Here is a 12994-nt window from a genome sequence, read left to right on the forward strand (position 1 = left end):
CCCGCGGCGAGGGCGCGCTGCGCCTCGGCGGTCGCGAGCGCATCCGCGGCGGCCCGCGCGGTCCCGGCGGCGCCGCGCGCGCCGTCCGCGAGCGGCCGCACCGGGAGCGCCACCACCGACAGGCCGCCGAGCCCGCACGGCTCGTCGCCGCAGATGGCGACGTAGGCGGCGGTCTCGGGCGTCCCGGCGAGCGTGCCGTGCCGTCCATCGCGATGTCCGGCTCGTCCTCGCCGGCGCTCGCGAGCGCGAGCACGTAGCCGACGGTCGCCGACTGCGTGGCGACCTCCACGAGGGCGAACTCGTCCGCGAGCGTCGCGACGAAGGCCTCGTAGGGCGGCGCCTCGGGCGCGGCCGGCTCGCCGCCGAGATCGGCGAGCGCGGTGCCCCCGGCCGCGATCGCGGTCACGAGGCGGCCGCCGGGCGCGAGGAGGCGCCGGAGCGTCGCGACGCGGGCCGGCTCGCGCGCGAGCGCGCTCCCGTCGGCGACGAGCACGAGGTCGAAGGTGCCGGCCCGCAGCGCCTCGGGCTCGGCGGCGCGGAACTGCACGAACGGGTGGTGCCCGGCCTCGCGCGCGGCGGCGAGCTCCGGCTCGCTCGGCGCGATGGAGAGGACCGCCGCCGCCCCGCGCTCGGCGAGGAACAGCGCGGTCGCGCCGTCGGAGGCCGCCGCCGCGCCGATCTCCAGCACGCGGCGGCCGGCGAGGAGCGGCTCGATGAAGCTGTAGCGCGCGAGCAGATCGCCCGCGCCGTTGCGCGCGTGAAAGGGGGCCATGGCGCGGCGATGTTACCACCCCGGCCCCGGGCGTCCGGCGGCGGGGCCCGCGGCGCTTAGGCGGGCGGCCCGCGGGGAGCGCGGGGGTCGGAGAGGAGCGGAGGTGTGCGCACCTCGGGGCGGCGGCCCCGCCACGGCGCGGACCTAGCGCTTCTCGCCGCCCGACTCCCCCGATGGCGGTGCCGGGGCCGACTCGGGCGCGGTCGGGGCCGCCTGGGCCGGCGCCCCGGGCTGCGCCGCCGGCTGCGCGCCCTGCCCGCTCTGCTGGGACCGCTGCGCGCTGGCCGCATTCCGGAGCGCGATCGAGGCGGCGTCGAGCGCGGGCTCGACGTCGTGAAGGAGCGCGCGCGCGTCGTTCGCGCGGGCGGAGCGCGAGGCGCCCGTGTGCCGCAGCTTCTCCGTCGCGTCGCGCAGCTCGCCGACGGCGCGATCGAGGAGCCGCTGCGCCTCGTAGAACCCGGACTCGGCGCGGAGCGCGGAGAGGTCCTCGCGCTGCGTGGGCGAGAGGCCGGCGAGCCGCTCGGCGCGGGAGAGGTAGCCGAGCCCGCGCTCGAGCCGCGCCGCGTCGCCGCTCGCGATCTCCTCGCGCGCCCAGCCGGAGAGGAGATCGTAGATCCCCTGGTCGAGCAGGCTCCGCTCCTCGAACGCGCGCTCCGCCGGGAGCGGCTTGCCGGGGGGCGCCACGATGGGCTCGTACGCCTGCGCCTGCGACGGATCGGCGGTCTTGAAGGTCTGCCGGCCCAAGGGCGCGAGGATGCCGCGCATCACCACGAGGCGCCCCTCGTCCGGAACGAGGTACCAGGTGCGCGCGTTCCGCTCCGAGACGAGCCACAGGACGAGCGCGAGGAGCCCCACGATCGCGACCCACGCGACCGCCGCCCTCGCCCCGCCGCCGCGCCGCGGCGTCCTCGTCGTGTCGTCCGCCACGAGTGTCCTCCCGCGCTGCGCGACGGTTCGCGCGCTCGCGATCGCCTTCCGCGCCGCGAACCGCGCCGTCGCTAGAGCCTCGTGCCGGCGGGCCTCTCGCCCGCGGCCGGTCACGAATGACGACTACCCCTTCACACCCGCGGCACGCCCACGAACGGCAGGTTCCGCATCTTGCCGTCCCAGTCCAGCCCGTAGCCCACCACGAACTCGTCGCCGATCTCGAAGCCGCGGTACTGGATGGGCACCTTCACGACCGCGCGCGACGGCTTCTCGAGGAGCGCGCACACCTGCACGCTCGCGGGCTTGCGCGTCGCGAGGTTGTCGAGGAGGTACCGCATCGAGAGCCCGGTATCGACGATGTCCTCGACGAGGAGCACGTCCTTGCCCTCGATCGGCCGGGTGAGATCGCTCGTGATCTGCACGACCCCGGTCGAGCGGGTGCCCTGGTACGAGGAGATGCCGATGAAGTCGATGGAGATCGGCAGGTCGATCGCCCGCACCAGGTCGGCGAGGAAGATGAAGCTCCCCTTCAGCACCCCGACCACCACGAGCGAGCGTCCCGCGTGATCGCGCGTGATCTCGGCGCCGAGCGCCGCGACCCGCGCCTGCAGGTCCGCCTGCGAGATGAGGACGTCGACCTTGCCCGCGCCGCTAGACATAGGCGTTGTTCAGGATCTCCCCGAAGCCGCCGCCGCCGGGGACGATGTACTGGTGGTCGTCGAGGCCGCGCTCGTCGTCCCAGCGCGTGCCCGGGATCGTCGCGAGGACGTCCGGCGCGGAGAGGCCGCGGTCCACCCGGATCGCGTAGACGACGACGTCGGGGTGCGCCCGCGTCATCGTGCGGAGGTACTCCGGGGTGACGATGAGGTGGATGTTCACGATCCGCCGGGGCCTGCCGGGGACCTTCGTCTTGTAGGTCTGGATGGCGGTCGAGAGCGAGCTGCCCGTCGCGCCCATCGGGTCGGGGAAGAGCAGGAACGCCTCGTCGATGTCCCCGCCGATCTTCATGCCCCCGATGCCGGCGCCGACGACCTCCTCGTTCACCCCGAGCATGCGGCTCATGATGATGTGGTCCTGCCGCACGAGCGAGGGCTCCAGCGTCTCGTTCAGGAGGTCGTAGGCGACCTGCGACGGGAGCGCGCCCGCCCGGGCGATGTTCACCGTCACGGCGCGGACCGCCCGGTCGATGACCTCGCCCTCGAAGATCCCCTGGGGGGAGGTGTCGATCATGCGCGTCGGGACCGAGACGCGCCGGCGCGGGAACTCGACGTTGAGGACGGTGCGGATGAGGTCCTCGTAGAGGATGCGCACGAGCCGGCTGATGTCGGGCTGGCGCGTCTCCTTCGCGCAGAGCGTCGCGAGGTGTCCGAGGAGGAACGGGTTCGCGACGATGTGCACGTTCTCGCCGTAGCGGTGCTCGATCTCGGAGAGCCGGAACGGGACGGTGTCGTAGCTGCGGTCTCGCACGGGCGGGGAGCATAATGCTTGTCCCCCCGGATTCCTCTGCCTAAATGAGCGGCCATGCCCGAGACCGCCCCCGCCCCGAGGAGCGCCGCGTGGGAGACGCTCGCGGCCGTCATGTGCGACGTGCGGGCGCTCGGGGGCGCCGTCTCCCTCCTTCAGTGGGACCAGGAGACGTTCATGCCGGCGAAGGGCGCGGTCGCCCGCGGCGACCAGCTCGCCGCGGTCCAGGCCGCCCTCCACGAGCGGCTCACCCAGCCCCGCGTCGCCGAGGCGCTCGACCTCGCCGAGCGCGAGGCCTCCGGGGATCCCGACCGCGCCGCCGCCCTCCGCGCGCTCCGCTTCGATCACGAGCGCGCCGCGCGCGTGCCGCAGGACCTCGTCCGCGCGCTCGCGCAGGCCCAGGCGGAAGGCGTCGACGCCTGGAAGGCGGCCCGCAACGCGCGCGCCTTCGCCCTCTTCGCCCCCAAGCTCGCCCGGCTCGTCGAGCTCCGGCGCGAGCAGGCCGACGCGCTCATGCCCATGCTGGCGCGGAGGCCGGAGGCGCAGCCGGACCCCGGCGCGTCCGAACCCTACGACGCGCTCCTCGAGGGCTACGAGCCCGGCATGCGCGTCGCCCGCCTCGAGCCCATCCTCCGCCGGCTCGTCGGGTGGCTCTCGCCGCTCGTCGCGGCGATCGACGCGGCCCCTGCGCCCGAGGACGGGTTCCTCTCCGGCCGCTTCGACGGCGAGGCCCAGTGGGGCTTCACCCTCGAGCTCCTCGCGGCGCTCGGCTTCGACCCCGCGGCCGGCCGGCAGGATCGCTCGCTCCACCCCTTCACCCTCGGCCTCGACCCGGGCGACGTGCGCGTCACGACGCGCGTCTACGAGGCGCAGCCGCTCTCCGCGATCTTCTCCACGCTCCACGAGGCCGGCCACGGGCTCTACGAGCAGCACCTCCCCGGCGAGCACCGCCGCTCCCTGCTCTGCGCCGCGCCGTCGATGGGGATCCACGAGTCGCAGTCGCGCCTGTGGGAGAACCTGGTCGGCCGCTCGCTTCCGTTCTGGCGTGCGTTCCTGCCGCGGCTCGCCGCGCGCTTCCCGCAGCTCGCCGGGGTCGCGCCCGCCGACTTCCACCGGGCGGTGAACCGCGTCGAGCGCTCGCTCGTGCGCGTCGAGGCGGACGAGGTCACCTACAACCTCCACGTCGCGCTGCGCTTCGAGCTCGAGCTCGGGATGATGCGCGGCACGCTCGCGGTGTCGGACCTCCCCGAGGCGTGGGCGGCGCGCTCCGAGGCGCTCCTCGGCGTCCGGCCGCGCGACGACGCGGAGGGGGTGCTGCAGGACATTCACTGGGCGTGGGGAGACCTCGGCTACTTCCCGACCTACACGCTCGGCAACCTCTACGCCGCGACGCTCTTCGCCGCCGCCGGGCGCGCGCTCCCCGGGCTCGACGACGCCATCGCCGCGGGCGATCTCGCCCCGCTGCGGCGCTGGCTCGCCGAGAAGGTCTACCGCGTCGGCCGCCGCAAGGACGCCGAGGACATCGTGCGCGACGCGGCCGGGGTGGGGCTCACCGACGCGGACTTCGAACGCTACGTGAAGACGAAGTACGGCGCGCTCTACGGCCTCACGCTCTGACCGGGGTGGCGCCATGCCCTTCGCAGGGCGACGCGCGGGCGGGGCCGCAGGGCGCGCGCCGCCTGTGGTAGGAGCGACGCGTGCGCCTCCAGACGATCGCCCCTGCGAAGGTGAACCTCGTCCTGCGCGTCGGCCCGCCGCGGAAGGACGGCTTCCACGGCATCCGCTCGCTCATGGTCCCGCTCGACCTCGGCGACCGCGTGGACGTCACGGTGGGCGAACGCGCGGGGCCGGTCACCTGCCGCGTGCCGGGCCGCCCCGAGCTCGACGGCGCCTCGAACCTCGCCGCCCGCGCGGCGGAGCGCTTCCGCGCGCGCTTCGGGATCGAGCGCGCCGTGGCCATCCGCATCGCGAAGCGAGTCCCGGTCACCGCCGGCCTCGGCGGCGGCTCGTCCGACGCGGCCGCGGTGCTCCGCTGCCTCGCGCGCGCGTTCCGGATCCGCGACGCCGGGGCGCTCGCGTCGATCGCGGCGGAGGTCGGCTCCGACGTGCCGTTCTTCCTCGGCCCCGGCCCGGCGTGGGCCGAGGGCCGCGGCGAGCGGCTCACGCCGGCCGACGTGGCGCCTCAGCACCTCGTGCTCGTCTACCCGACCGCTCCCGAGCTCGCCATCCGCGCCGGCGACGCCTACCGCTGGCTCGACGCAGCGCGGCACGGCCGCAGCCCCCGGCTCGCGCCACGCTTCGATCGCTTCGATCCGTCCCGCGCGGGGAACGATCTCGAGCCGCCCTGTCTCGCGGAGCGGCCGCCCCTGAAGACGCTCTTGGGGCTGCTTGTGGGTCGCGGCGCGACGGCCGCTATAATGTCCGGAAGCGGGCCCACCGTGTTCGGGCTTTTTCCCAGCAAGAACGCGGCGGCGCGAGCGGCGCGGACGATCGCGGAGGAGATCGTCGCGCAGGACGTGAGGGTCCTCGCCGCGAGGACGGTGCGACGGCATCCGGGGGTTACGCCATGGAGATCACCGAGGTCCGCGTCTTCCCCGTGAACGAAGAGAAGCTGAAGGCGTACGTCACGATCACCCTCGACGACTGCTTCGTCATCCGCGACCTCAAGGTGATCAACGGCAACACCGGCCTCTTCATCGCGATGCCGGCGAAGCGCCGCAAGGACGGCACGTTCAAGGACATCGCCCACCCGCTCAACACCGAGACGCGGGAGCGGATGGAGCGGACGATCCTCGCCCAGTACGAGCGCGAGGTGCACAAGGGGGCGGCTCCCCGCCCGACCGGCACCGATCCGCACGACGCCTGACGCGGCGCCGGTCTCGCTTTTCCGCTCCGGCGCGCTTGCCCGTTGGGTCCGTCCGACGGTTCCGGTATATGTGGCGCCGCCGACGGCCTCCCCTCCCCGGGGCCGTCGTCTGTTCTTCGCGGGATCACGCCGGAGCGCGCGATGCAATTCCTTGGAAATCGGCCCGACTACCGGGTCTTCTCGGGCAACTCGAACCGGAAGCTCGCCGAGGCGATCTGCAAGGAGCTCGGCCGGCCCCTCGGCCACGCGACGGTCGGGCGCTTCTCCGACGGCGAGATCCAGGTCGAGATCGGCGAGAACGTCCGCGGGCTCGACACGTTCGTCGTCCAGTCCACCTCCCCGGACGCGAACACGAACGCGATGGAGCTCCTCATCATGATGGACGCGCTGAAGCGCGCGTCCGCGGGCTCCATCACCGCCGTCATGCCCTACTACGGGTACGCGCGGCAGGACCGGAAGGTCGCCTCGCGCTCGCCCATCACCGCGAAGCTCGTCGCGGACCTCCTCGTGGCGGCGGGCGCGACGCGCGTCGTCTCGATGGACATGCACGCCGGCCAGATCCAGGGCTTCTTCAACGTGCCGTTCGACCACCTCTACGCCGCGCCCGTGCTCGTCGAGCACATGCGCAAGCGCTTCGACGGCGACACCCAGAACGTGGTGGTCGTCTCGCCGGACGCCGGCGGCGTGGAGCGCGCCCGCGCCTACGCGAAGCGGCTCGGGTCCACCCTCGGCATCATCGACAAGCGGCGCACGAAGCCGAACGTCGCCGAGATCATGAACGTCATCGGCGAGGTGCAGGGGAAGATCGCCGTGCTCCTCGACGACATGATCGACACCGCCGGCACGCTCACCCAGGCGGCGAACGCGCTCATGGACAAGGGCGCGCTCAAGGTCTACGCGTACGCGACGCACGCGGTGCTCTCCGGCCCGGCCGTCGAGCGGATCGTGAAGAGCCCGATCGAGGAGGTCGTGGTGACCGACACGATCACCCTCCGCCCGGAGGCCGAGGCGTGCCGGAAGATCCGCGCGCTCTCGGTCGCGGGGCTCCTCGCCGAGGCCATGCGCCGGATCCACTCGGCCGACTCGCTGTCGAGTTTGTTTGTCTAAGCGGGGGCTGCGCCCCCGCCCCTGCTCGGCGGGGCCCCCGACGGTAAACCGCCCCGAACCTCTTGACTCGCCGCGGGGTTTCCGGTAATCACCCGCGCTCCCGTGGCTCCCGGAAGGTCGGGGGCCCTCACACCACCCAGGGCCGGCACGCTCATCCGGCGGCCCCTCGCGCTCCGCTCCCCGATCGGAGCGGCCCGAGTCCATTGGGAGGACGAGAATGGCCGACATCATCGTCAACGCGCAGCGCCGCGAGGGCAAGGGCAAGGGTCCCGCCCGCCGGCTGCGTCAGCAGGGCCTCATCCCCGCGGTCGTCTATGGCCGCAAGCAGGAGCCGACCCACCTCGCGGTGGATCCCAGCGCGCTCCTCAAGGCGATCGAGACCCCTCACAAGTTCAACACCCTCCTCACCCTGAAGCTGGACGGCAGCGACAAGCACGTCCTCTTCAAGGACTGGGCGGTCGATCCCGTCTCGCGGAAGCTCGAGCACGCCGACTTCCTCGAGGTGAGCCTCGAGGAGCCGGTGAAGGTCGACGTGCCGGTCGTCACGACCGGCCGCGCGGCCGGCCAGGCGGAGGGCGGCATCCTCTCGCTCGCGACGCACGAGATCGTGCTCGAGGCGCTCCCGGCGAAGATCCCGGTGCGGATCGAGGTCGACGTCACGAACCTCAAGATCGGCGCCTCGATCCACGTCTCGGAGCTGACCCCGCCCGAGGGGTGCAAGTTCAAGTTCACGACCGACTACGTGATCGCGTTCGTCGCCGTGCCGGAGAAGGAGGAGGTCGTCGCCCCGGTGGCGGCCGCCGTTCCGGGCGCGGCTCCGGCCGAGGGCGCTGCCGCCCCGGCGGGCGCGGCCCCCGCGGCTGCGGGCGCCGCCGCTCCTGCGGCCGAGGGCAAGAAGCCCGAGGCCAAGGGCGCGAAGAAGTAGGCACGCCCTTGAAGCTCGTCGTCGGCCTTGGGAACCCCGGCCCCGACTACGCGCGCACGCGCCACAACGTCGGCTTCCTCGTTGCCGACCGGCTCGCGCTCGCCCTCGGGGCCGAGTTCACCCTCCGCAAGTTCGCCTCCGAGCTGGCGGAGGGGCGGGCGGGCGGCGAGCGGGTCTGGATCATGAAGCCCCAGACCTACATGAACCACTCCGGCGAGGCCGTCGGGCCCGCGCTCCACTTCTGGAAGCTCGGGCGCGAGGACCTCGTCGTCGTGCATGACGACCTCGAGCTCGACCCCTTCCGGATCCAGCTCAAGGTCGGGGGCGGTCACGGCGGGCACAACGGCCTGAAGAGCGTGAACGCCCACGTGGGCGGCCCCGACTACGCGCGCGTGCGCGTCGGCGTGGGCCGGCCGCCGCCGCGGATGGACCCGGCCGACTACGTGCTCGGCCGGTTCTCGAAGGGCGACGAGGCGGAGCTCGAGGACTGCCTCGTGCGCGCCACCGACGCCACCCGGCTCGTCGTCGAGCTGGGCGCGGCGAAGGCGATGAACCAGGTGAACCGCCGCGCGAGCGCGGCGGGATAGCAGCACTCTCCTGCAGCACCCGCCGACCGGCATGGGGCCGGGCGGCGGAGACGGAGACGACTCCTCGCGGCGGGCGAACCGCCGCTTTCAGACCCGAGGGGAGCGACATGGCGGAGACGAGGAAGCTCGTACGCGAGTACGAGACCATCTACCTGCTCAAGGCGGAGACGCCGGACGATCAGGTGGAGGAGATCAAGGAGCGCCTGCGCGGCGTCGTGACGCGCGAGAGCGGCAAGGTCATCCGGTTCACCAACCAGGGCAAGCGGAAGACCGCGTTCCCGGTCGGCAAGAACCCGAAGGCGCTCTACATGCACGTCCTGTACATCGGCCAGCCTGGCCTGGTGGCGGAGCTCGAGCGCAACCTGAAGATGATCGACGTGGTGCAGAAGTTCCAGTCGGTGAAGGTCGCCGACGGCGTGGACTTCGACGCCCGCCAGGTCGAGGCCGACGTGAAGATCCAGGCCGTCGAGGACGAGCAGAAGCCGCGCGAGGAGCGCGGTGAGTTCGTGCCCGGCGAGGAGCCGTTCGAGGCCGAGGCGCCCGAGGCGGAGGAATAGGCCATGGCACGTCCTGACATGGGTGGTCCGAAGAGCAGCGGTGGGTTCGGCGGTCCTCGGAGCGGTGGCGGCTTCGGCGGCGGCGGGTTCGGCGGTGGTGGCGGCGGCGGCGGGGGCTTCGGCTCGCGCGGCGGCGACCGCGGGGATCGCGGCGACCGGGGCGATCGCGACGATCGCGGCGGCGACGAGGGCGGTGGGCGGCGCGGCTTCGGCCGGCGCAAGGTCTGCCGGTTCTGCGCCGACAAGACGCTGAAGGTCGACTACAAGGACCAGTCGCAGATGAAGTACTTCCTGACCGAGCGCGGCAAGATCATCCCCCGCCGCATCAGCGGGAACTGCGCGAAGCACCAGCGCGAGGTGGCCACCGCCGTGAAGCGCGGCCGCATGCTCGCGATCCTGCCCTACACCGTGGGCGGGATGTAAAGGGAGGCCGGCGATGAAGCTCATCCTCCGTGAAGACGTCGAGAACCTGGGCAAGGGCGGCGAGCTCGTGGAAGTGAAGCCCGGCTACGGGCGCAACTTCCTGCTCCCCCGCGGCCTCGCGGTCCTCGCGAACCCGAAGAACGTCCGCGAGCTCGAGCACCAGAAGGCCATCGCGACGGCCAAGGCCGCCAAGATGAAGGCGAGCGCGCAGGCCGTCGCGAAGCGGCTCGCCGAGACGCCCATCACCCTCGTGCGCAAGGTCGGCGAGCAGGACAAGCTCTACGGCTCGGTCACGGCGATGGACGTCGCCGAGGCCCTCGCCGCGCGCGGCCTGCAGATCGACCGCCGCTCGATCGATCTCTCCGAGCCGATCAAGACCACGGGCGACTTCGAGGTCCCCGTGAAGCTCCACAGCGAGGTGGTCGGCAAGGCCAAGGTGAAGGTCGAGGCCGAGCCGGCGTAACCGCTCGCCCGCACCGCCTCATCGAGAGGGCCGGTCCTCAGGGGCCGGCCCTCTCCTCGTTTTCGGCCACGCGCCGCGCCCCGCGCCATCGAGGAGGCTCCCTCAGCGGCAGAGGGGCCCGGCGTCCGGCGGCAGCTCGCCCGCGTCGATCGCGGCGGCGCGCGCGCTCGAGAGGGCGGAGTCCGGCCCCCCGGCCACGGCGACGGCGACGGCGCGCCACGCGTCCGCCGCGCGTACCCGGAGCGCCGGGTCCGCCGGCGCCGCGCGGAGCAGCTCCTCCGCGGCGCGCGCGGCGAGCACGCGGGCGGTGGCGGCGCGCTCCGGAGCCGGCGCGGGCGCGCGCGAGAGGACCGCCTCCGCCCTCGCCCAGACCTCCTCCGCGCCGCAGGGCGGCGCGAGCGCGATGGCCCGGAGCGCCGCCTCTTCCGCGAGCGGTCCCGCGCCGCCGATCCTCCGCTCGAACGCGGCGAGGTAGCGGACCTTGCCGTCCGCCGCCTCGAAGAGCGCCTCGCCGAGCCGCCGGGCGGCGGCGTCGTACGCCGCGACGCCCTCCGGCGCGAGGCTCGCGGCCGCGGCCTCGGCGATGCGTCCCGCCTCGAGCAGCACGGCGTCGCGCGCGGCGGCTCTCGGCAGCTCCTCCGCGTAGGCGGCGGCGAGCTCGAGCGCCGGCGCGGCGCGCGATGCGCCGGCGAGCGCGCGCACGAGCGCGAGGGCCGCCTCGCCCGAGGCCGCGTCCGTGCCGAGCGCGAGGGCCGTGTACCCGCCCGCGTCCTCGAGGGCAGAGACCTCGAGCAGCACCGGCGCGGCCGGCACGGGCACGGGCGCGAGCGAAACGAGGAGCGGCGATCCGCCGGGCGCGGAGAGGCCCTCCGCCAGCGCCTCCGAGGCAGCGGCAGCGGGGCCGTGGGCCGGGGCGCGCACCTCGAGCGCGACGCCGGGATCCGGGACGAGCGCGACGAGCGCCGGCGCACCCGCCACCTCGGCGGCGAGCACGTCGGGGTCGTCGGTCGAGGTCTCCCCGCGGAGCGGCGCTCCCGGCCGGAGCGGGTTGCGGGCCGCGAGGACGGCCCACTCCGCCGCTGCCGCGCCGGGCGCCGGCGGCTCGTCGGGCTCGAGCTCCTCGCCCGGCCTCGCCTCGACGAGCCGCACCCTCAGCCGGTAGTCGTGCTCGGGCCGCTCGACGGGCGGCGCCCCGGGCGCGTGCCGCTCGCGCACCGCGAGGTAATAGGTGCCCCGCGAGACCGCCGCGACGAGCCGCTCCGCGCCGCCCGGCCCGCCGCGATCCACCTGCGCCACGAGCGGCGCCTCGCCTCCCGCGGCTTCGTCGGGCGCGCGGTGGAGCGTGAGCGCCACGTCGAGGCCGGGGAGGCCCGCGCCGGCGTCCGCGCCCGTCCACTCCGCCTCGAGCGCCGTGCGCGGCCCCGCGTCGGGCACCTCCACGCGGAACACGTCCGCGTCCCCCAGCTCGCGCCCGCGCCGCTCCCCCACCCGGCCGAGGAGCTCCGTCGCGCCCTCCGGGCCGGCGGGGAGCGGGAGCGGGTTCGCCTGCTCGGGCCGGTCGTTCGGCTCGTGCTCGCGCCCGTCGAAGGGCAGGTCGGGCCGGAGCGCGCCGGGCAGCGCCGCCGCGAGCGACGGCGCGCGGGCGGCGAGCAGGGCGTACGCACCGTCCCAGCGCCAGGCGAGCGCGGCGCCCGCGGCGAGCACCGCCAGGCTCCCTGCGAGCGCGAGCGGCGCCAGCCGCCCCGCGCGCAGCGCGCGTACCTGCCTGCCGAGGGCGTCGAAGTCCTCGCGGCTCGCGAGGTCGAGGTCGCCCTCGAGCTCCCGCGCGGTCGTGCGGGCGCGGCCGGCGGGCGCGGCGAGCGCGAGGAGCGCCGCGCGCATGGCGTCGGCGGAGGGGAAGCGATCCTGAGGGCGCTTCGCGAGCGCGCGGTGCACGACGTCCGCGAAGGCGCGCGACACGCCCGGCGCCAGGGAGGCGAGCGGCGGCGGCTCCTGCGACAGGTGCGCCTTTACGACCGCCATCGGGCTCGGCGCCACGAACGGCGGCCGGCCCGCGACGAGCTCGTAGAGCACGCACCCCAGGGCGTACAGATCGGCGCGGCCATCGAGCGCGGAGCCGCGGGCCTGCTCGGGGGCGAGGTACGCGGGCGTGCCCAGAATGGCGCCGGCGCCGGCGTCGGCGCCGCCCGCGAAGTCGTCGCGGAGGGAGGCGATGCCGAAGTCGAGGACCTTCACGAAGTCCTCGCCCCCCCGCGTGCGCATGAGCATCACGTTGGCGGGCTTCACGTCCCGGTGGACGACGCCGGCGTCGTGCGCCTCGGCGAGCGAGCCGAGGACCTGCTGGCCGACCTCGCGGGCGCGCGCCTCGGGGAACGGTCCGCTCCGCGCGAGCGCCGCGGCGAGATCCTCGCCCGGCACGTACTCCATGGCGAGGTACAGGCCGCCCTGCCGGCCGACCTCGCCGAAGTCGAAGACCGCGAGGGTGTGCGGGTGCGACAGCCGCGACACCGCCCGCGCCTCCGCGAGGAACCGCTCCGCCGCGGTGGGCTCCCGGGCGAAGTCCTCCCGCAGGAGCTTCAGCGCGAGCGTCTTCCCCATGCGGATGTGCTCGGCCTTGTAGACCCGGCCCATCCCGCCCTCGCCGAGGAGCTCGACGAGCCGGTAGCGGTCGGCGACGACCCCATCCTTCCCGCGGCGGCGGCCGGTGCCGCGCGCGCCGGTCGCGCCCGCGCGGAGAGGCTCCCCGCAGGCCGTGCAGAAGTTCGCGCTCCCGCGCGAGGGATCGGCGAGGTGCCCGCAGCGGGCGCAGGCCACAGGGGGCTCCGGGGCGGGCTTGCGACGCGCCATCGCTCGCGCCGGAGCGTAGCGCGCGAGCCCGCCCCCGCAAAGCTCTCCGCGCCGTT

The 12994-nt window shown here is 74.7% G+C and carries 14 protein-coding genes; 9 read left to right on the forward strand and 5 right to left on the reverse strand.

What is annotated here, in order from left to right; genetic code table 11:
• The 4 genes from MNY60_RS05935 to MNY60_RS05950 all read right to left on the reverse strand — a co-directional run.
• Window positions 1-772, reverse strand: a 772-nt coding sequence (locus MNY60_RS05935; protein ID WP_242360199.1) for a bifunctional 2-polyprenyl-6-hydroxyphenol methylase/3-demethylubiquinol 3-O-methyltransferase UbiG, incomplete at its 3' end; no start/stop codon positions are given.
• Window positions 773-916: 144 nt separating this feature from the next.
• Window positions 917-1699, reverse strand: coding sequence for a hypothetical protein (locus MNY60_RS05940; RefSeq protein ID WP_242341175.1), 783 nt, complete (start codon window positions 1697-1699; stop codon window positions 917-919).
• 131 nt (window positions 1700-1830) lie between these two features.
• Window positions 1831-2358 (reverse strand): hypoxanthine phosphoribosyltransferase, encoded by a 528-nt coding sequence (gene hpt, locus MNY60_RS05945; protein WP_242341174.1) that lies wholly within the window; start codon window positions 2356-2358, stop codon window positions 1831-1833.
• Entirely contained in the window at window positions 2351-3166 is an 816-nt protein-coding gene (locus tag MNY60_RS05950) for a uracil phosphoribosyltransferase (protein ID WP_242360200.1), read from the reverse strand. Before MNY60_RS05950 ends, hpt begins: the two co-directional genes overlap by 8 nt.
• 54 nt (window positions 3167-3220) lie before the next feature.
• Here MNY60_RS05950 and MNY60_RS05955 point away from each other — a divergent pair, with 54 nt between their 5' ends.
• The 9 genes from MNY60_RS05955 (at window position 3221) to rplI (ending at window position 10091) form a co-directional block, all read left to right on the forward strand.
• Entirely contained in the window at window positions 3221-4780 is a 1560-nt protein-coding gene (locus MNY60_RS05955; protein WP_242341172.1) for a carboxypeptidase M32, read from the forward strand.
• An 80-nt stretch (window positions 4781-4860) separates the two neighbouring features.
• Window positions 4861-5763 (forward strand): 4-(cytidine 5'-diphospho)-2-C-methyl-D-erythritol kinase, encoded by a 903-nt coding sequence (gene ispE / locus MNY60_RS05960; RefSeq protein ID WP_242341171.1) that lies wholly within the window; start codon window positions 4861-4863, stop codon window positions 5761-5763.
• Window positions 5730-6029 carry a septation regulator SpoVG gene (gene spoVG, locus MNY60_RS05965; RefSeq protein WP_242341170.1) on the forward strand — a complete coding sequence of 100 codons (300 nt, stop codon included), beginning with the start codon at window positions 5730-5732 and terminating at the stop codon, window positions 6027-6029. Before ispE ends, spoVG begins: the two co-directional genes overlap by 34 nt.
• Before the next feature lie 141 nt (window positions 6030-6170).
• Window positions 6171-7136, forward strand: coding sequence for a ribose-phosphate pyrophosphokinase (locus MNY60_RS05970; RefSeq protein ID WP_242341169.1), 966 nt, complete (start codon window positions 6171-6173; stop codon window positions 7134-7136).
• Window positions 7137-7353: 217 nt separating this feature from the next.
• Window positions 7354-8061 (forward strand): 50S ribosomal protein L25/general stress protein Ctc, encoded by a 708-nt coding sequence (locus tag MNY60_RS05975; protein WP_242341168.1) that lies wholly within the window; start codon window positions 7354-7356, stop codon window positions 8059-8061.
• 8 nt (window positions 8062-8069) lie between these two features.
• Entirely contained in the window at window positions 8070-8648 is a 579-nt protein-coding gene (pth, locus tag MNY60_RS05980; protein ID WP_242341167.1) for an aminoacyl-tRNA hydrolase, read from the forward strand.
• Window positions 8649-8755: 107 nt separating this feature from the next.
• On the forward strand, window positions 8756-9205 hold the full coding sequence (locus tag MNY60_RS05985) for a 30S ribosomal protein S6 (protein ID WP_242341166.1): 450 nt from the start codon (window positions 8756-8758) through the stop codon (window positions 9203-9205).
• Window positions 9206-9208: 3 nt separating this feature from the next.
• The gene (rpsR, locus tag MNY60_RS05990) at window positions 9209-9628 is read left to right on the forward strand and encodes a 30S ribosomal protein S18 (protein ID WP_242341165.1); all 420 of its coding nucleotides are present in this window, start codon (window positions 9209-9211) and stop codon (window positions 9626-9628) included.
• 13 nt (window positions 9629-9641) lie between these two features.
• Window positions 9642-10091: a 50S ribosomal protein L9 gene (gene rplI, locus MNY60_RS05995; RefSeq protein WP_242341164.1), complete on the forward strand. Its 450-nt coding sequence runs from the start codon at window positions 9642-9644 to the stop codon at window positions 10089-10091.
• Between the two features lie 102 nt (window positions 10092-10193).
• On the opposite strand, the gene MNY60_RS06000 is transcribed toward rplI, so the two are convergent.
• On the reverse strand, window positions 10194-12938 hold the full coding sequence (locus MNY60_RS06000) for a protein kinase (RefSeq protein ID WP_242360201.1): 2745 nt from the start codon (window positions 12936-12938) through the stop codon (window positions 10194-10196).
• Window positions 12939-12994: the final 56 nt, after the last annotated feature.

The sequence above is a fragment of the Anaeromyxobacter sp. SG17 genome, assembly GCF_022690695.1.
In the GTDB taxonomy this organism is placed as follows: Bacteria; Myxococcota; Myxococcia; order Myxococcales; family Anaeromyxobacteraceae; genus Anaeromyxobacter; species Anaeromyxobacter soli.

What these genes read in the sequence shown, in the direction of transcription:
- hpt (WP_242341174.1), bottom strand. Translation starts at nt 2,358, where the DNA reads ATGTCTAGCGGCGCGGGCAAGGTCGACGTCCTCATCTCGCAGGCGGAC.
- MNY60_RS05955 (WP_242341172.1), top strand. Translation starts at nt 3,221, where the DNA reads ATGCCCGAGACCGCCCCCGCCCCGAGGAGCGCCGCGTGGGAGACGCTC.
- spoVG (WP_242341170.1), top strand. Translation starts at nt 5,730, where the DNA reads ATGGAGATCACCGAGGTCCGCGTCTTCCCCGTGAACGAAGAGAAGCTG.
- MNY60_RS05970 (WP_242341169.1), top strand. Translation starts at nt 6,171, where the DNA reads ATGCAATTCCTTGGAAATCGGCCCGACTACCGGGTCTTCTCGGGCAAC.
- MNY60_RS05975 (WP_242341168.1), top strand. Translation starts at nt 7,354, where the DNA reads ATGGCCGACATCATCGTCAACGCGCAGCGCCGCGAGGGCAAGGGCAAG.
- MNY60_RS05985 (WP_242341166.1), top strand. Translation starts at nt 8,756, where the DNA reads ATGGCGGAGACGAGGAAGCTCGTACGCGAGTACGAGACCATCTACCTG.
- rpsR (WP_242341165.1), top strand. Translation starts at nt 9,209, where the DNA reads ATGGCACGTCCTGACATGGGTGGTCCGAAGAGCAGCGGTGGGTTCGGC.
- rplI (WP_242341164.1), top strand. Translation starts at nt 9,642, where the DNA reads ATGAAGCTCATCCTCCGTGAAGACGTCGAGAACCTGGGCAAGGGCGGC.
- MNY60_RS06000 (WP_242360201.1), bottom strand. Translation starts at nt 12,938, where the DNA reads ATGGCGCGTCGCAAGCCCGCCCCGGAGCCCCCTGTGGCCTGCGCCCGC.